Source organism: Thalassolituus sp. LLYu03, from assembly GCF_050507655.1.
GTDB lineage: Bacteria > Pseudomonadota > Gammaproteobacteria > Pseudomonadales > Oceanobacteraceae > Venatoribacter.
This window is the reverse complement of sequence record NZ_CP191496.1, coordinates 1,944,007-1,961,923: the sequence shown is the minus strand read 5'-3', so window position 1 is coordinate 1,961,923 and position 17,917 is coordinate 1,944,007. Positions and strand designations below refer to the sequence as shown.

The window sequence follows — 17,917 nt, the reverse complement described above, 5'->3', positions numbered from 1 at the left end:
CTTCCTGATTGCCGAGCAGAGCGTCAGCCGGGACATAAGGCCTGTAGTTTGCTGGAACCGGTGGGTCTAATACTGCACCAGTCATTACGCTGCGGTGATGCAGATTATGCGTGGGTCAGAAGGTGCAGATGACACACCTGTCATACTGATTCTGTCGGAGGATTATGTGATTCGTGATATCGAAGCTTTCCAGCTGGCGGCTATGCAGTTACGGCCTGCGGTACAGGCTAGTAAATTCGGTACGCTGGACATTGTGCCGACTGAGGCGGCTAGCGGTTACGGTTATATCAACGTTGGCAGCGCCGAAAGTGATGCACTGCTTGCTGTAGAGCGGTTTGGCGAAAAGCCTGATCAGGGCACAGCACAGCAGTATTTCACCGAAAAATCGACCAGAGTGCAAACAATTGGTTGTGGAACAGCGGCATGCTTGTGATTCGTACCGACCGTTGTCTGGCTGCTTTAAAGCAGTCTCGTCCGAATATATATTCAGCCTTTGGACAATCGATTCAGGGAGCGGTGCTGGATCACGATTTTATTCGTGTTGAGGAAGCCGCGTTTTTAAAAGAGTGTCGCCCGTGTGCTAAATGCGATTCAATCAAGAAAGGCGAGCGTTGTAAGGCTGAGTGTATTACCGTCCCGCCGGGTGCTAAGTTGTCGATGCAGCTGCATCATCACTATGCCGAGCAAGGGATAGTGATGCCTGATACGGCCAAGTTAACCCACGGCGATACGACGTTTTTAGTGACTGAAAGCCAGTCAAAGTACATTCTGATTGGCCAGATGCATTCTTTGGCAAATCAATGTGTTACTGAGTTGGAAATGATAGGGGCTCAGTCTGGTTCGTATCTCGGTGAGGAAAATATCCTGCGCTTAAAGATGCTTATGGTCAGGTGCCTTCTGAGGGTAGGAAGTAATGGGTTTCATTGATATTATAAAGGCTATGTCGTGGTACAGTGCTGCCAAGCTAGCTATATTATTTGCTAGTATTGCCTCTGTCGCAATATTTACACGTCTTTTGACACCAGATGAGTTTGGACAAGTTGCAATATATGTTAGCTGGGTGGCGATCCTGACACCTGTACTAGGTATGGGGCTGTCCCTAAGTATTCCACGCTCACAAGTCGAGTTTCCCCATTCACTCAGTTCATATGGACTGACTTTACTAACTTTTAGTGGCACATTTTTTCTTGTCGTATTATTGGCGATATTTGTATTAAATATTGATGTGTCAGAAATAGTGGGTATACGACCTGATTTGGTGCTGCTTCTTTCTCTACATATAGTATCCTCAATGATTGGCTCTATATACGTCGCAACTATGCAGTATAATATGAGCTATAAACGTGTGTCTGTCATTGCGCTACTAAAAACTGTGACTGGGTTAATGTTGGCTTACTATTTTGTAGTTTGGCTGATGGACGATCCAATTTTAGGTAGACTTTGGGGGATGATCGTTGCTGAACTAATGGTTGCACTCTATGCCGTAATAGATTTAAGTAGAGAGTCGAGAGCTGTCATTGAGTGGCGTTATTTGGCATTTGGATTGACGTATTCAGCTCCATTCATTCTCGGTAGTGTGTCGGCAACAATTAATAATCAATTTGATAGGGTTATGCTTGCTAATATGGTAAGTAACTCTGAGGCGGCAATATACAGTCTTGGCACTACGCTTGGCATATTAAGTTTCACATTATGGGTTGCTCTTCGACAGGCGATTATCCCTTGGTTATATCGAGCGTATTCCGCTGAAAGATTTTCTGATATTCGGCACTTGTACGCTTTCTTAGGATGGAGCGCGCTTTTTGGAACGATTGGCGGAATGTTGATTGCAAAGGAAGCTATCCATGTTCTAAGTGAAAAGGAGTATTGGGAGGCATCTACGGTTGTGATATTCATATTGTGTTGCTCATATATTCAGATTCTGACTCTGAACGAGACGGAGACACAGATGTACAGAAAAAAAACACTAGCCAATTCTGTTATTATTATAGTGGGCGCTATTGCCAATATTTCATTTAATTATATTTATATTCCGGAGTATGGTTATAATGCAGCGTTGTGCTCAACGCTAATTTCATGTCTGTTAATGCATATGCTATTTTACTACTATAACCTGCATTGTACCGGTGATGTACTTACTACACCTCATGGTTATTCAATTAAGATTATCATTGCTATAACGTCTGCGTTTGCTGTTAATCTGCTGTCTGATCACACAGCTGTTCGTTATGGTATGCTGCTGTTACTTGTTATCACTGCGTGTGTTTATATCTGGAGAAACATCGGTGGCGTCAGGAGGATATTACAATAAATGTCATTGAACTTCATTAAAAAGGTTGTTGACTATTGTTATTTGCGTCTAAAGGGCGTCGACACTAAATTCGGCTACTGTCGGCTAGTAGGTTATCCTCGAATCGTTGTAGTAAAAGGTGCTAGGATAAAAATTGACGCGAAAGTGACAATAGTATCTAAAACGAATGGAAATGTAGCGGGCGTTTACGGTCGGACTATATTAGCAGCAATTAGCGAAGGGGCGATATTGACGATAGGGTATGGAAGTGGTTTGTCAGGAACGCGAATTGTATGTGTGAAAAGTGTGACGATTGGAAGGCATGTTGGTATGGGAGTGAATACTACTATATATGATACAGACTTCCATCCAGTAGAGGCTGATAAGCGACTAAATCAACGTTCTATTATGGATGCAAAATACTCTCCGGTTTATATCGGAGATCAAGTGATGGTTGGCGCGAATGCCATTATTTTGAAAGGTGTTGAAATTCCAGAGCGTTGTGTTATCGGGGCTGGTAGCATATTGGCACGTTCTCCTGAGTATGTAAACTCTGTTTACGCAGGAAACCCTGCAGTCTTTATCAGGAGAATAGAGAGTGATTAAGCCAACAGTTATTTGTCTTACACCAGTTAAAAATGAAGAATGGATTCTTGAGAAATTTTTAGCCGCAGCATCTCTGTGGGCCGATGTGATTATCGTAGCAGATCAGAACTCTACTGATCTATCTCGCGATATTGTTAGGAGTTTTCCGAAAGCAAGGCTGATTTTAAATGATAGTAGTGAATTTAACGAGCCAGAACGCCAGAAACTCCTGATTGATGAAGCTCGGAAAATTCCTGGAAAAAGATTGTTAATTGCCCTCGATGCAGACGAATTCCTAAGTGGCGATGCTTGGAATTCCGACGAATGGAATCGTATGCTGGAACAGGAGGAGGGGACTATTTTTAAATTTAAATGGCCATTTGTTTCAAGTGACTTCTCATATTGCTGGGCAGGAGATCGTGCGAGGCAGCCTTTCGCTTGTATGGATGCGGATGAACTATTGCATGGAGGCAGCATTATTCATAGTTGCCGCGTGCCAATACTAAATCACAAGAAAGTCGTAGAGGTTGAAAGTTTCTCTGTGATGCATTTTCAGTTTACGGATTGGCAGCGTATGGAGAGTAAGCATCGCTGGTATCAATGCTATGAGAGAATCACTTTTCCAAATAAAACAGCAATTGAAATCTTTCGTCGCTATTCTCATATGTATCGCCTGGCCGATGCTGATAAATCGCCAATGCCATCTGCTTGGCTTGAGAACTATCTAAAGTTTGGAATCGATTTAAAACATATAAAAAAAATTGATAAATACTATTGGGATGCCGAAATTGAGAAAATGAAATCTGAGTATGGGGTGGAACTCTTTAAGTATATTGATCTTCCTGAAAACGATAATTTAATGTTGAGGTATCTGCGAGCTACCAGGTCCTGGAACTATAGTTTAGTCGAACGTGCGTTCTCGCGTTTTGTAAGGTTGTTTTCATGATGCCAAAATTCACAATCATAACAGTTTGCTATAACAGTGAGAAAACTATAGCTCGTACGATTGAGTCAGTTTTAAATCAGAAATGTGAGGATTACGAATATATCATTGTAGATGGCTGTTCAAGAGATTCAACAATTGAAATAATCAAGTCATACGAAGAGCGTTTCAATGGCCGAATGAGATGGGTTTCTGAAAGGGATTCAGGTATCTATGACGCAATGAATAAGGGTATTTCACTGGCTCAAGGAACCTATGTTGGACTATTAAATAGCGATGACTGGTACTACCCGAATACATTGGAAAGAGTTGCTGTAGAGGTGTCCAGTGGTTGTGATGTATTGTATGGTTTATTAGAAGTTTATCGTCAGCATGAGCCGCAACGAGTTTACGCAAATCATCCAAGTTATTTAGTGCATGAGTCACTTGCGCATCCCTCTTCATTTGTTCTGCGGGAGGCATACCACCAGTTTGGCCTTTATTCTCAAGATTATCAAAGTGCGTCGGACTATGACTTTTTCTTGAGATTGTATAGGTCAAATGCTTCCTTTAAATATATCAATCATATTTTGGCGGGCTTTCTAACTGGCGGTGTGTCTTCAAGTCATAAAGGTTTTTATGAGACACTAAAAATAAAAAGGCGTTATGGATTAATATCAGCACGTCAATATTGTCAAAGGAAAGTAGTAAGAAAATTTAAGGTGCTAATGATGAAAATTCTTCGTCTATCCTGAGGAGATATTTTATGGCCACGAGGGAGTCAAGGAAAAAATTGCTTTTGGTCGCTGACGAGTATCCGCCTGCATTAGGAGGTGCCGGTACAGTAGCTGCAACCATGTATAGATTATTGAATGACTATTATGATGTGACGCTTGTATCTGGTAGTGGTTTCAATGATCAGGCGGATTACTTTATAACTAAGATTCCGTTGCTTTGGCCGATTCAGTATTGGTGGCTGTTCCGGGATATTGATATCGATTCGTTTGACGCTGTGGTATTGAACGACGGTCCTGTTCAATATGCAGCCAATTTCTTTTTGCCTTTCTTCTCGAAAGTTCGGATATATAGTTTCGTACACGGAATCGAGAAATTGCTATTGGAGCCAACTTTTTATTCTAGGGTATTGCTTTACAGGTATTTTCTTGGGCGGACTTATCAGAAATCGACTCGCGTCTTAAGTGTAAGTAAGTATATATCCGGGAAAACTCTCGAATTTTTCCCTTTTCTTAGTAAAAGAAAACCTATTGTCCTATATAATCCGTTATCCTTTTCTGTATTAGAGCCAGTGCAGAATAACTTCAAGTTATTGAGTGTGTCCAGACTAGAGAAAGGAAAGGGCTATGACAGAATGCTTCGTGTTTTTACAGAGTTGAAACGTCAGGATAGTCGATGGACTTGGAGTATAGTGGGTGATGGATCTTATGCTAAGAGCTTCGAGAGTAAATGTAAGGATAGTGGTCATATTGACACCATAAAGTTTTATGGCGCTGTAAGGCACGAAGACCTTGTCAGTATTTATCGAGAACATTCCGTTTTCATACTGCTTTCAGAACTAGAAGAGTCATTCGGATTGAGTTACCTTGAAGCTGTTTGCTGTGGTATTCCAAGTATATCTTATAACCAATATGGACCGGCGGAAATTGCTAGACATGTCGCTGGGTGTTGGACTGTTGATTATGAGATGACAGATGACGCTATAGCTACTGTTATTCGAGAGGTTGATCAGTTTGACGGATCCTTAACCGAAGGACTCATGGTATTTTCGATAGAGGGCTACTCCAAGGCTATAACGGAGGTTTTGCAGGGTGCTTAAGCGTGAAAGTCTGATACTAATACCCTTGTTGGTTCTATATCCCTCAATAATATTTAATTTTATTGCGCCATATCATCAGGTTTTAGCTATAGCATCCCTGATTCTATTTGTTTTCTTAAGGAAGTGTAGAGTCGAATTGCCACTGGTGGCGTATGTCGCGTTTGCTACATCGATTTGTTTTCAGGTGCTACACTTTATTTATACTGATTACTTGGGCTTTGACAAGGTTCTTTCTGCGATATTACGTACGGCATTCATATTTGTACTTCTGATTTGTTATCTAAATTCCGATAAGTTGTTTATTTTGAAGACTATTACAGTGCTTCTTGTTTTTTTGCTAATTGGTAATGCGTTATCATTTTTTGTGGTGTTAATGCTCGATATGAATCCCTTAATGGAGTTACAATTGCATGACGGGCGTACGGCTGGGCTGTATTTGGGTAGTTTTTCTGCAGTCAACATGCAATTTTCCGGGTTCAGATTTCTTCGGGGTGCTGGTATTTTCGATGAGCCTGGAGCTTTTGGATTCGTTACATTCCTTCTTATGATAATAAATTATAAATATTTTGGGAATATAAAAATCGTCTTTCTGATGTATGTGCTCGGATTTTTTACATTCTCCATTGCATTTATTATTCTTTCAACCATTTATGTTGTAGCGGTGATTCCCTTTAAGCGATCGTTTAGCTTGATGATCCCGATTATTCTATTAGGTGTAATGCTGCTTTCTCTGGTCCCGGGTGAAAAACTTGATATCGTATATCATTATAGTGTCGGTAGAATATCAAGTCTCTACAGTGATTCTGAATCGGGCGTTAGTAGCTCTAACACAAGGGGGCATGTGGTTGCAGTATCTAATGCTATCATTGCAGACGCTCCTTTGTTTGGAGTGGGAGAATATGCCGCTTATCAATACTCATCATTTTTTAGTACTGCATCGGTAGTATCGTATGTGGCTATGTATGGTCTTGTGGGATACTTACTTTATTCGATGCCATTGTGGTTGCTACTGCTACAACAGGTATCGCAGGTAAGGCTAAGACATGATGATGCTTTAACTATAGTATTGGTTGGCTTGTTGTTCTCTCAGAGGCCGTATTGGGATCTGCCATTAAATTATATTCTTTTACTTGCTGTTGTTCAGGCCATTAAGTCCAAAGGGCAGGTGAAATGAATATACATTTTTTGCAGTCCAGAACGGTTGTTTCAAAATATATCCGCAATATTGATGAGTTCTGGGGCTGTTCTTTTTATCCTAGTGTTCCGGATGATGATAATATTTTAGTGACATTTTCTCCTTATGAAAAGGAGAGTATGAGGTATGCTCTTAAATGGATGATAAATGGTCGTGGTGTAATTTCCATACAGGATGGGGTCTATGATTTCTGTAGTGGATTTACTCATCCATTCTTCAGTAACAGTTATAAGTTGTACTATCCTGCTGTGTCTAATGTAGTGATTGCAGGAAATACAAGTGACTGCAAAATAATTAAGGCACTGAATCCTTTTGCAGATGTTTATAGCTACCGATTGCCTAGCTCCGTTGTGTCGGGAGATGCACTTATGAAATCTAATAATGCGAAGCTTTACGATGTTTTAATTACTACGGCAAATACCTCGTATTTCAGCGACTATGAAATGAATTCGGTAGTAGAATTGATAAATGAAACTGTCAAGTATCTTGAATTTTCAGGACTAAGTTTTTGCTTCCGTATTTTTGATGGGATACTGGCTAATAGGATATCTGCACTAACTACAGCTAATAATAAAACAGAAGGGTCTTTTTCTGATGTGCTTACTTTGTGTCGAAGTGTAGTCTCTACACCCAGTACAGTAGTTGTAGAAACTATGGCTCATGATGTTCCAGTTGCTGTTTATATATATAGAGATTTCCCTGTAAGTGTTCAAGGTGGATGGATTATACGAGATACCAATTCAATAAGTGGTGTTATACAAGGGATGTTGTCCAAGCCAAACGCTCGAATGGATATTCAACGTGCAATCCTTCAGGGGTACATCGATGTAGATTATGAATTTCTCACTCCTGATCTGTTGAAGTCTCTAGTCATGGATACTCCGAAGTTTTCTGATGTGGCGGCAGAGTTTTCATTGGAGATGTTGAATTCAAGATGGAACTTGAATTTTAAATATATTGCTAAAAGAGTTTACTATAGGTTGTTTAAATGACAATTAATGTTGTTTATTCTTGCGATGATAATTATCTAGAGCACTTTTGTGTTTCACTTTATTCTTTACTTGAGGCTGAATCCTCTTGTGTTAAGTGCCATTTACTCTTTTCTGGGAGCCCTTCATCTGACAAGTTGGTTAAAGTTCTTGGTGAGTTTGGGAATATGATTTCAGTTTATTTCCCTGAAGAAAGTGACTTTGAGAATGCTAAAACCGATTCTAATATTCCTGTAGCTGCTTATTTTCGATTGCTTCTCGCTGATTATTTTGGGGATATTGATAGGGTTGTGTACTTGGACTGTGATACGGTTATTACGCGGTCGATAGAAGAATTATTCAAGTTGGATATGCGGGGGAATGTAATAGCAGCTGTCGCTGATCCTGGAGTTGGAGAGTCCGTTAAAAATAAGTTGGGAGTTTCAGCATACTTTAATAGTGGAGTTATGCTTGTTGATATTAAAAGGTTTGGCCTTTATAAGTCGGAAATGTTTAACTTTCTTATGCAGCATGAACGAATAACATTTCATGATCAGTGTGTTCTGAACTACGTCTTAAGGGATAGCTGGCTTGCTTTGCCAGACTTCTGGAATTATATGTCTAACAACTTTAAGTCAGGAGGTTCAACACTATTCGACTTCGCTGTTCTTCATTATAACTCGATATACGGTAAACCGTGGGAACTTAATTGCACTCACCCATTGAAGTGTATGTACTTATATGTGAGGTCTCGAACGATATTTTCAGGGGAACCTCTTAGGCGTGGTCGATTGGTGGTGTCCTTGCGTAATAGGTACAAATGGATTGATTCTATTTTAAAGCTTATTAGAGGATATGATAAATGAGTCGTAAGAAAATTTTAGTTGTCACACCAAGGTTTCCTTTTCCAGTAATAGGCGGTGATCGTTTAAGGATTTATCAGATCTGTAAGGAGTTGTCCAGATTTAATGATATTACATTGGTTAGCCTTTGTAGCACAGATGAAATGAATGTCCCTGTGCAAGATGATAATGTATTCAAGTATATCCATAAGATCTCTCACTCGCGGTTAAAATCTTTATTTCGAACAGTGTTGGCAATCCTCACTGGGAAACCGCTTCAGATAGCCTATTATCAGTCTAGTGCCCTGCGAGACTATGTGGAGTATCATTCGGCTGATTATGACGTCGTTATTGCGCATTTAATTCGTTCAGCACAATATCTCTCTGCTTCAAAAGCAAAATCAAATATTCTTGAACTTACGGATGCGATTTCCTTAAATTACTCCAGAATGACTAGTGATTTAGCGATAAAGGGAATTAAATACTATGCATTCTCAGTCGAGAAAACTCGATTACTTGATTATGAGATTTCAGCCATGAGGTCTGCTGATGCTTCGGTTCTTATATCAGATGTTGATAGGTCCTATCTTGAGTCATTCGGCGCTACTTCGGGGCGTGTTGTTGTAAGTGGAAATGGAATCGACCTCGGAAATTATCAGTACGCATTTTCTCCAAGCAGTAAAACGTTGGTATTTATCGGTAGTATGGATTTCTTACCTAATTTAGATGGTGCTTTATGGTTTGCTAAGCAGGTCATGCCAGAGCTTGTGAAGGTAGATAATTTTCGATTTCGAGTTATAGGCAGAATTTCGCCGGCAAATGTTAAAAAGTTTGAATGTTTCCCGTATGTGGATGTTATCGGTGAAGTGGAATCTGTCTCGGAGGCGGCTAAGGGTGCACTGCTAGGGGTTTGTTCCGTGAGGTTCGGAGCCGGCGTTCAGAATAAAGTGTTGGAGTATATGGGGATGTCTCTACCTGCGGTTATTTCGACTGTTGCTTCGGAAGGCATAGGCGCTGAAGATAACAGGAACTGCATAATTGCAGACTCCATTGACGACTACATGTCAGCTATTTTAAGGATCAGTTCTGATGAATCGTTCGCAGGCTATTTAAGTCTTTCCGGAAGAAAGTTTGTTAAGGACAATTTTTCTTGGCAGTCTAAGCTGAAACCTTATGTAGAACTGATTGACTCTTTACCTCTGGCTTAGGACGGACAGATATAGTGAATATTCTATTGTCAGGAGCCTCTGGCTTTATTGGTGCAGAATTATACAGCCATTTTTGTGGTAATGAGGCATTTAAGGTTTTCCGGTTTTTCAGAACTGTTCCAGATGCGCTTAATTCTGATTCGACAGTCTTTAAAATAGAGCACATGGATGCCCATACGGTGTTCCCACTCAATGAAATCAAACCGGAGGTAGTGATCCATTCTGCGGCCGTCGCACATGTAAGAAAAAAAGAGGGGGGGGAGGAGTCTTTCTTTTCTGTTAATACCGAAGGAACTATAAACTTTGCTAGGCAGTGCGCTTCGAGCGGTGTGAAGCGTTTTATTTTTATTAGTAGCATTGGTGTGAATGGGCAGAACTCAAGTGCTCGACTCGATGAAGATACGCCTAAAGCACCATATAACGCCTATACTAAATCAAAATCTTTGGCAGAAGATGGGCTTCTTGATCTTGCTGGTTCTTCTGACATGGATGTTGTTATTATTAGACTCCCGCTTGTTTATGGTGCTAACGCTCCCGGTAATTTCGGAGACCTGTTTAAACTTGCTTCGACTACTCTTCCACTTCCGTTCGGTTCAATTAATAATCATCGTAGCATCATATATGTTGGTAACGTCGTCCATTTTATAAAATGTTGTCTTCAGAATCCTTTAGCGTCAAACCAAATTTTCTGTTTGTCTGATGGCGTAGATCTATCACTTAAGGATATTATAAGCAAAATTCGCATAAATCTCGGGAGGCCTCCTCTGCTTTTCCCTTTTCCAAAGAATGCTTTCAGGCTTATTGGTTTTATATTCAGGCGCGAAGATATGATTGAAAAACTTGTTGGAGATCTTGTTGTTAATAGCTCTAAAGCTAGACGTTTGATAGGTTGGGATCCAAAATTTACAGTCGATCAGGCATTCAAAAATACCGTTAATAAAAGTATTAAAGGGAGTGAGTGATGTTATTGCGGCTATTGGATTTTATACTCTCGCTGTTGGGCCTGGCTTTGGGTGCACCTATAATGTTGCTTATCTTTGTCATTGGACTATTTGATACTGGCTCTCCAATTTTTCGTCAGGAAAGAGTAGGGCGAAATATGAAACCCTTTATATTGGTTAAGTTTCGAACGATGTCTGTTGATACTGCATCTGTTGCCAGCCACCTTGCGTCGTCAGCCTCAATAACAAAAATAGGTGGTTTTTTGCGTAAAACCAAACTGGATGAACTCCCCCAGTTATGGAACGTTTTGAAAGGTGATATGAGTTTGGTAGGCCCTCGTCCTAACCTTTTTAATCAGGTGGAGCTTATTCAGCAGCGGAAGGCGAGGGGGGTTTACGATGTGCGACCTGGTATTACTGGTTTGGCTCAAATTAATGACATTGATATGGCTACACCGAATTTGCTTGCGGAAATCGACGCGCAAATGATCAATGACATGTCTGTCGGTACTTATTTCTCCTACATCGTTAAAACTGTATTGGGTGCAGGAAGGGGCGACAGAGTTGGGAAATAGTGCAATCGATATTTCTCATTGTGCGTTAAGTACCCAGTCTGGGCAGTCCCCCTGCTTGTTATATGCCGCAGGAGCTTCCAGTAGCAAACGTACGACTTCGTCGACAACGAAATCATGACAGGCTTTATCAAGTCTATTAAGAAGATTGTGTGTTTCTGGCCAGCTAAGGTGGATTTCACTGGCCGTCATGATTCTGGGATGTTCTGTACCTTCGACATTGTCACCTATCAATAGCTCCTCATACAGTTTTTCACCAGGACGTAGTCCTGTGAACTTAATTTCAATGTCACCATGAGGTTGCTGAATAGACTTTTCTGTTAGCCCAGACAGTTTGATCATTTTTTTAGCCAGTGACTTAATTTTCACTGGCTCTCCCATATCGAGTACGAATACATCGCCGCCTTTGCCCATCGCACCAGCCTGAATTACCAGTTGAGAAGCCTCTGGGATGGTCATGAAATAACGGGTGATATCAGGGTGCGTAACTGTTATTGGTCCACCGTCCTTAATCTGGCGGCGGAAAAGCGGTACGACAGAGCCAGATGAACCAAGAACATTTCCAAATCGAACCATGCAAAACAGGGTGTCATTCTGGCGGCTCGCAAGGGCCTGCAGTACTAGTTCTGCCAAGCGTTTTGAAGCGCCCATTACATTGGTAGGACGTACGGCTTTGTCTGTAGAAATAAGTACAAAACGTTCGACATTCGCAGATATTGCAGCTTCTGCACAATGCCATGTCCCAAACACGTTATTGCGTACACCTTCAACAACGTTGTGTTCGACCATTGGGACGTGTTTATATGCTGCCGCATGATATACGGTCTGAACTTTAAATTTACGGAATATCGTTTCTAGGCGGCTTTGCTTTTGCACCGAACCTAAAATGGATACAACAGGAATTTCTGTTCCTTGTGTCGCATTTAGTTCATTGAGTTCTTGTTCAATCGTGTAGAGACTGTACTCGTTCAACTCAATCAGGATGAGCTTGGCAGGCCTTTGTGCTATCGCCTGGCGGCATAACTCAGAGCCAATAGAACCACCAGCCCCTGTTACTGCTACGATTTTGTTCTTTATGTTACTTTCAATAAGATCAATATTTGGACTTACAGATTCCCGACCTAGTAAGTCTTCAATTTCTACCTCGCGTACTTCTTCTATACGGGCTTTGCCGCTGATGATGTCTGTAACTGATGGTGCTGTTAGTATTTCAAGGTTTTTGTCGGCCAGGGCTTCAATCAACCGCTTTCTTTGATTCGTACTTGTTCTCCCCAGAGCAAGGAGGACTTTTTTAACAGCTATTGATTTGCAGATTTCATCAATGCTTTGTGCTGGCAGAACTTTTAGACCTTGAATGCTCGTTTTTTGCTTTTGGGGAGAGTCGTCAACAAACGCGCATGTACGGTAGAGTGGGCTGTTCGCAAGTGCCTGGGCCAGAGCAATCCCTTGCTGGCCGGCCCCATATATGATGACGGGCTCCGCTGCAATTTTACCGAGTTGTGAGACAATGCTGCGAATAAAGAGCCTAGGTGTGCCGAGAAGAGCAAATGCAGTAAAGAAGTAGATGATAATGCTGGACCTTGGAATATTAGCCTGTAGCAGAAATGACATGCTGCCAAACGTCGCCGATGAAATGGCAATACCAATTGCAAGCGTTGTAAAGGCTTGGCTGGTCATAAATCGGACTACGGCGCGATACAAGCCCAGTTTTATAAATATTCCGATGGTTATAATTGCCGTGCTAAGACAGGTCAAATAAAGCTGGTCGTTAAGTGGTGGGGTGGTAGTCCCGTAGCGGAGAGCCAGAGCTAAATATGCGGCGAGGGGAATTGCTGCCACATCATAGGAAACTGAAATTAATCTTTTTAGGGTGCGAGAAGCATCGAGAAGTATGTTGATCATTCGCTGCCGGACTCCTGTCTTCTATTGCTTTCCGCAGAACTGAAGACAGTATAGTTAATTTCTCGTCAGAGGATGGAAGCGAATAGGCGAATTTATAATAAATGGCTCCCCGAGCTGGACTTGAACCAGCGACCAACGGATTAACAGTCCGCTGCTCTACCGACTGAGCTATCGGGGAACATCTTTGAAGTGGTGCTATTATCTGTAGGCAGACGCTTGATGTCAAGCATCTGTTTGATTTTTCTTATGTTTTTCTGGTTTCGTGCTGCCTCAGTTCAGTCTTTGGCGATGCGTGAAAATACTGCGCCTTTCTGTCCCTTGTACTTGGCATTAACGCGCTTGTTGTACGGGCGCAGAGCAGGGTTTGACAGTGTTTCAAACGACATGGCGCAGATCACCATGCCTGGGCGAAGCGCGAGTGGGAGCTTGCCGTTGTTGAAGAATTCCAGAACGATCTGACCTTCCCAGCCCGGATCAATGCGGCCTGCGGTAACGTGTACCATCAGTCCGAGGCGTGCCAGTGAGCTGCGGCCGTCGAGCCAGCCGACGAGGTCTGCCGGCACGGTAACGGATTCCATGGTGGCACCAAGGATCAGCTCACCCGGGTGGATATAGAGCGCTTCGCCGGCTTCAATTTCTATCTCTTTGCTCATGATGCGATCTATATCGCGCTCAAGCTGGGCGCGGTCGCCGGAGAGATCGAGATGGGTAACGGAATTGTTGTTGAAGACACGGAATCTGTGATCAAGACGAAGGTCAACGCTGATGCCGGCAATGGCATCTTCGCCCGGGCTCGGTTGGATGATGATGCTTCCGTCTGCGATTCGTTGTTCGATGTCGCCGTCGCTCAGTCGCATGTCAGATTCCTGCAATATAAATGTGCCGCGAGTTTACCTGAGCACTGGTGTATTGCAAAACGCCTGCTCAGGGTTCCAGGCTGGTGATGTCGATCTGGTAGCGGGTTTTTCCGTTTTCTTTGTCGCGCAACTGAACCAGTTGGTAGTGACGGTCGATGGCGTACCAGGCGAAGACTTCGCGCGATTTCTTATTGCGCAGTTGCTCAACCTTAACGGTTCTGAGTTTGCCGATCCGGGTATCAATGATTTCTTCGCCGACGACTTTGAAACGGAATTCTTTGCCTTTGTTTTTTTCAAAAACCGTGTAAGCAATTTCTTCGTCGCCCCGTGCTAGATCAAGCCCTGCCTGCAGCATGTAGGTCAGGTTGTCGTGAACTTCACCTTCCCAGGCATTGGTGTAGGTTTTGTTGTTGCGAATGTCTTTCACCAGATTCAGATTTGGTACGAACAGCAAGCTGCGGTCGGGCTCGTTAAACAGTCCGCTCGCCTTGTAGTTGTACTCCAGTGGCTGAATGCGGCCATTAGTGACGCTGAATTCTGAGGTTTCGCGCAGGGCGGCGGCGCCGGTCTCGGCGTCGAAAGACAAGTGCCAGTGGCCGTCGGGTTGTTTTCTTAATGTGCGGGTCGCGTCGACATTGATGCTGAACCAGCCAAGCTTCCATTCGGTGCGGTAGGTCGCTGTGAAGGGCAGCAAGGTACTGGCGCTGTCTGTGTCAGGCGTTGCTTCGGCCTGTGCGCTGAGGGAGGTCCACAGTAATAATGTGGCTGCGGTTATCGTCCGTAATACCTGCATGTAGGCCCCGGTGGTATTCCTGAGTGGCTGAGTATACAGATTCAGACCGTGATGGCCACGAGGAGATCCCGCCATCGTCGGATGGCGGGCGGAAATCAGCTGCGCAGCTGCAGTCCGTGGTCGGGCAGGGGTTGTCCGTCGAGTCGGGCTGTGCCCTGTGACAGGGTCAGGCGACCTTCGGTAAACCACTTAACGGCGATCGGATAGATCACGTGTTCCTGAACCTGAACGCGTTTCTGCAGGCTCAGAGCGTCATCGCCGTCGTACACGGGTACCACCGCCTGAATGGCAACCGGGCCGCCATCCAGTTCTTCGGTTACGAAGTGCACGGTTACCCCATGTTCGCTTTCACCGGCGTCGAGCGCACGCTGATGGGTATTCAGTCCCTGATACTTAGGCAGCAGGGAAGGATGAATATTCAGCATGCGGCCATGATAGTGCGCCGTGAACGCCGGGGTCAGGATGCGCATAAAGCCAGCGAGTACGACCAGATCCGGATCATAGCTGTCGATCAGCTCCATCAGGGCCTGATCAAAGGCTTCACGGGTGGTGAAGCCTTTGTGATCAAGAACGGCGGTATCCAGATCGCGGTCGCGCGCTTTTTGCAGGCCTGCAACTTCCGGGCGGTTGCAGATCACAGCGGCAATATCGGCATTGATATCACCGGCTTTGACTGCGTCGGCAATGGCAACCATGTTGCTGCCACTGCCGGAGATGAGAATCACAATGCGTGCTTTCTCAGGTGTTGCGGTCGGGTTCATACGGTGCGGTTACCGATGAATTCAACCTGTTCTTCAGCGCCGTTCAGCGGCTGAATGTCGCCGATGATCCAGGCCTGTTCGCCTTCGGCGTTCAGCAGGGTAACGGCAGAATCGGCTTTGTCGGCCGGCACGGCTACGATCAGACCAACACCACAGTTAAAGGTGCGGAACATTTCGTGAGTCGCCACGTTGCCGGCTTCCTGCAGCCAGCTGAACACGGCTGGCCACTGCCAGCTGTTGGTGTCGATGACGGCTTTACAGTCGTCCGGCAGAACACGAGGGATGTTCTCCTGGAAACCGCCGCCGGTGACGTGACACATGGCGTGTACTTCCGAGGCGTTGATCAGCTTCAGGGCGGATTTCACGTAAATACGGGTTGGCGCCATCAGGGCGTCTGCCAGAGGCTGGCCATCCAGATCAACGGTCAGGTCGGCCTTGGATACTTCAATGATCTTGCGGATCAGGGAGTAACCGTTGGAGTGCGGGCCAGAAGACGCCAGAGCAATCAGCTTGTCGCCGGCTTTAACTTTAGAGCCATCGATGATCTGGGATTTTTCAACGATGCCCACGCAGAAGCCAGCCAGATCGTAGTCTTCGCCTTCGTACATGCCTGGCATTTCAGCGGTTTCACCGCCTACCAGAGAAGCACCGGCCTGTTCGCAGCCGTCACCGATACCGGAAACCACGTCGGCGGCAACGTCAACGTTCAGCTTGCCAGTGGCGTAGTAGTCGAGGAAGAACAGAGGTTCTGCACCGGCAACCACTAAGTCGTTTACACACATGGCCACCAGGTCGATACCGATGGTGCTGTGTTTTTTCAGGTCCATAGCCAGACGCAGCTTGGTGCCTACGCCGTCAGTGCCGGAAACCAGAACAGGCTCTTTGTAGCCTTGTGGCAGTTCGAACAGAGCGCCGAAACCACCCAGACCTGCCAGCACTTCTGGGCGTCGGGTACGTTTCGCAACACCTTTGATGCGTTCAACTAATGCATTGCCTGCGTCGATATCAACGCCAGCGTCTTTGTAGCTCAGGGATTGTTTGTCACTCATGGTCGTCACTGGGTGGCCAATGGGAAAGGCGCGTATTCTAACGATTTGTTAACCGTCCTGCATCATGCATACGCGATTTGTGACAGAAGTTGTGTGGGTTACTCCGCAACAATTCGGGAGCAGGGCTGGTTATCTCAGTCAGTCATGGCACAATACCGCAGCTTATTTTCTAGGTATTAAGGAATATTCCGGTGCGAGCCCTTTTCCTGATGATGTTGTGGGGTCTGAGTCTGGTCAGTCATGCAGTGACTGTGTCAGATCTCTATCAGGTGCGTGTTCCCGTATCCGACCAGTCATCGGCCAGTCGCCAGTCCGGCCTGCAGGAGGCCTTTCTGCAGTTGGTGGTAAAAGTGACTGGTAAACGCGACAGCGCCCAGAACGATGCGGTGCTCAGTGCCGCGTCGAACGCTGATCGTTTTGTTAAAAGCTTCCGCTTTTTCCGTGACACCGCTTCCGGTCTGCAGCTGGAGGTGGTGTTTGCCCAGAATTTATTCGACGACCTGCTGCGTGATGCCCGTTTGCCGGTGTGGGGCAAAAGCCGCCCGCTGGTGCTGGTGTGGCTGGGTGTCGAAGCCGATCTGCAACGTGCCATTGTCGGACCGAATCAGGCGCAGTGGAAAGCGGCGACCGAGCTTGCCATGAACGAACGCGGTATTCCGCTGCTGTGGCCTGCGCTCGATCTGGAAGACAATATGGCGCTCTCCGTCGAGCAATTGTGGGGGCTGTTCCGCGCCGACATCGCGACCGCATCGGAACGTTATATGGCGGATGCGGTACTGGCAGGGCGTCTGACGCCGAAAAGCGGTGGTTTCGGCTACCGCGGTTTTCTGAAGCTGAAAGACGAGTTCACCGAAGTGCAGGCCGAGGGCAGCAGCGAAGCGGCTGTGCTGGCTCAGGTGGCTGATCAGGTGTCGGCGTTTATGGCTGCGCGGTTTGCCGTGGTCAGCAGCGAGTCGACCGGTGGCTTCCAGATTCAGGTGGGCGATGTTACTTCCTTTAAACAGTATCAGGACGTGCTGAATTACCTGAAAGCCAACGTGGCGATTAAGGCTGTGCGCGTCGTGTCGGTCACGAATCAGATGCTGACGCTGGAGCTGGATCTGTCCGCCGACTGGGCGCAGGTCTGGACCACGCTGGCACTCGACCGCCGTCTGCTGCAAACCGAACAAGAATCCGTATACAACTGGCGCCACTGATC

The 17,917-nt window shown here is 45.0% G+C and carries 19 protein-coding genes and 1 tRNA gene; 14 read left to right on the top strand and 6 right to left on the bottom strand.

Annotated features, from left to right (window positions below):
- Positions 1-166 precede the first annotated feature (166 nt).
- The 13 genes from ACQUQU_RS08930 to ACQUQU_RS08870 are packed head-to-tail and all read left to right on the top strand — an operon-like array spanning position 167 to position 11,360.
- Positions 167-433, top strand: coding sequence for a sugar phosphate nucleotidyltransferase (locus tag ACQUQU_RS08930; RefSeq protein WP_430462891.1), 267 nt, complete (start codon positions 167-169; stop codon positions 431-433).
- Positions 424-927, top strand: coding sequence for a hypothetical protein (locus tag ACQUQU_RS08925; RefSeq protein WP_430462890.1), 504 nt, complete (start codon positions 424-426; stop codon positions 925-927). The genes ACQUQU_RS08930 and ACQUQU_RS08925 overlap by 10 nt, the downstream gene beginning before the upstream one ends.
- A complete protein-coding gene (locus ACQUQU_RS08920) occupies positions 914-2,311 on the top strand; it encodes a lipopolysaccharide biosynthesis protein (protein WP_430462889.1) in 1,398 nt (465 codons plus the stop codon). Before ACQUQU_RS08925 ends, ACQUQU_RS08920 begins: the two co-directional genes overlap by 14 nt.
- Entirely contained in the window at positions 2,312-2,896 is a 585-nt protein-coding gene (locus ACQUQU_RS08915) for an acyltransferase (protein ID WP_430462888.1), read from the top strand. It abuts the gene before it with no gap.
- Positions 2,889-3,821, top strand: a complete 933-nt coding sequence (locus ACQUQU_RS08910; protein WP_430462887.1) for a glycosyltransferase family 2 protein — start codon at positions 2,889-2,891, stop codon at positions 3,819-3,821. Before ACQUQU_RS08915 ends, ACQUQU_RS08910 begins: the two co-directional genes overlap by 8 nt.
- On the top strand, positions 3,818-4,552 hold the full coding sequence (locus ACQUQU_RS08905) for a glycosyltransferase family 2 protein (protein ID WP_430462886.1): 735 nt from the start codon (positions 3,818-3,820) through the stop codon (positions 4,550-4,552). Before ACQUQU_RS08910 ends, ACQUQU_RS08905 begins: the two co-directional genes overlap by 4 nt.
- Positions 4,553-4,563: 11 nt before the next feature.
- Entirely contained in the window at positions 4,564-5,631 is a 1,068-nt protein-coding gene (locus tag ACQUQU_RS08900) for a glycosyltransferase family 4 protein (protein WP_430462885.1), read from the top strand.
- A complete protein-coding gene (locus ACQUQU_RS08895) occupies positions 5,624-6,805 on the top strand; it encodes a hypothetical protein (protein WP_430462884.1) in 1,182 nt (393 codons plus the stop codon). The genes ACQUQU_RS08900 and ACQUQU_RS08895 overlap by 8 nt, the downstream gene beginning before the upstream one ends.
- A complete protein-coding gene (locus ACQUQU_RS08890) occupies positions 6,802-7,818 on the top strand; it encodes a hypothetical protein (RefSeq protein ID WP_430462883.1) in 1,017 nt (338 codons plus the stop codon). Before ACQUQU_RS08895 ends, ACQUQU_RS08890 begins: the two co-directional genes overlap by 4 nt.
- Positions 7,815-8,660 (top strand): glycosyltransferase family 8 protein, encoded by an 846-nt coding sequence (locus ACQUQU_RS08885; RefSeq protein ID WP_430462882.1) that lies wholly within the window; start codon positions 7,815-7,817, stop codon positions 8,658-8,660. Before ACQUQU_RS08890 ends, ACQUQU_RS08885 begins: the two co-directional genes overlap by 4 nt.
- Positions 8,657-9,844 (top strand): glycosyltransferase family 4 protein, encoded by a 1,188-nt coding sequence (locus ACQUQU_RS08880; RefSeq protein WP_430462881.1) that lies wholly within the window; start codon positions 8,657-8,659, stop codon positions 9,842-9,844. The genes ACQUQU_RS08885 and ACQUQU_RS08880 overlap by 4 nt, the downstream gene beginning before the upstream one ends.
- A 14-nt stretch (positions 9,845-9,858) precedes the next feature.
- Complete coding sequence (locus ACQUQU_RS08875; protein ID WP_430462880.1) at positions 9,859-10,806, top strand: NAD-dependent epimerase/dehydratase family protein; 948 nt, start codon at positions 9,859-9,861, stop codon at positions 10,804-10,806.
- The gene (locus tag ACQUQU_RS08870; RefSeq protein WP_430462879.1) at positions 10,806-11,360 is read left to right on the top strand and encodes a sugar transferase; all 555 of its coding nucleotides are present in this window, start codon (positions 10,806-10,808) and stop codon (positions 11,358-11,360) included. The genes ACQUQU_RS08875 and ACQUQU_RS08870 overlap by 1 nt, the downstream gene beginning before the upstream one ends.
- Positions 11,361-11,375: 15 nt before the next feature.
- On the opposite strand, the gene ACQUQU_RS08865 is transcribed toward ACQUQU_RS08870, so the two are convergent.
- The 6 genes from ACQUQU_RS08865 to purM all read right to left on the bottom strand — a co-directional run bounded on the left by ACQUQU_RS08865 (position 11,376) and on the right by purM (position 16,719).
- Positions 11,376-13,259 (bottom strand): polysaccharide biosynthesis protein, encoded by a 1,884-nt coding sequence (locus ACQUQU_RS08865; RefSeq protein WP_430462878.1) that lies wholly within the window; start codon positions 13,257-13,259, stop codon positions 11,376-11,378.
- A 102-nt stretch (positions 13,260-13,361) separates the two neighbouring features.
- Positions 13,362-13,437, bottom strand: a tRNA-Asn gene (locus ACQUQU_RS08860).
- 97 nt (positions 13,438-13,534) lie between these two features.
- Positions 13,535-14,116 (bottom strand): dCTP deaminase, encoded by a 582-nt coding sequence (dcd, locus tag ACQUQU_RS08855; RefSeq protein ID WP_430462877.1) that lies wholly within the window; start codon positions 14,114-14,116, stop codon positions 13,535-13,537.
- Positions 14,117-14,183: 67 nt separating this feature from the next.
- Positions 14,184-14,909 carry a DUF3108 domain-containing protein gene (locus ACQUQU_RS08850; protein ID WP_430462876.1) on the bottom strand — a complete coding sequence of 242 codons (726 nt, stop codon included), beginning with the start codon at positions 14,907-14,909 and terminating at the stop codon, positions 14,184-14,186.
- 95 nt (positions 14,910-15,004) lie between these two features.
- Complete coding sequence (gene purN / locus ACQUQU_RS08845) at positions 15,005-15,670, bottom strand: phosphoribosylglycinamide formyltransferase (protein WP_430462875.1); 666 nt, start codon at positions 15,668-15,670, stop codon at positions 15,005-15,007.
- Positions 15,667-16,719 (bottom strand): phosphoribosylformylglycinamidine cyclo-ligase, encoded by a 1,053-nt coding sequence (gene purM, locus ACQUQU_RS08840; RefSeq protein ID WP_430462874.1) that lies wholly within the window; start codon positions 16,717-16,719, stop codon positions 15,667-15,669. Before purM ends, purN begins: the two co-directional genes overlap by 4 nt.
- A gap of 191 nt (positions 16,720-16,910) precedes the next feature.
- Here purM and ACQUQU_RS08835 point away from each other — a divergent pair, with 191 nt between their 5' ends.
- Complete coding sequence (locus tag ACQUQU_RS08835) at positions 16,911-17,915, top strand: DUF2066 domain-containing protein (protein WP_430462873.1); 1,005 nt, start codon at positions 16,911-16,913, stop codon at positions 17,913-17,915.
- Positions 17,916-17,917 lie beyond the last annotated feature (2 nt).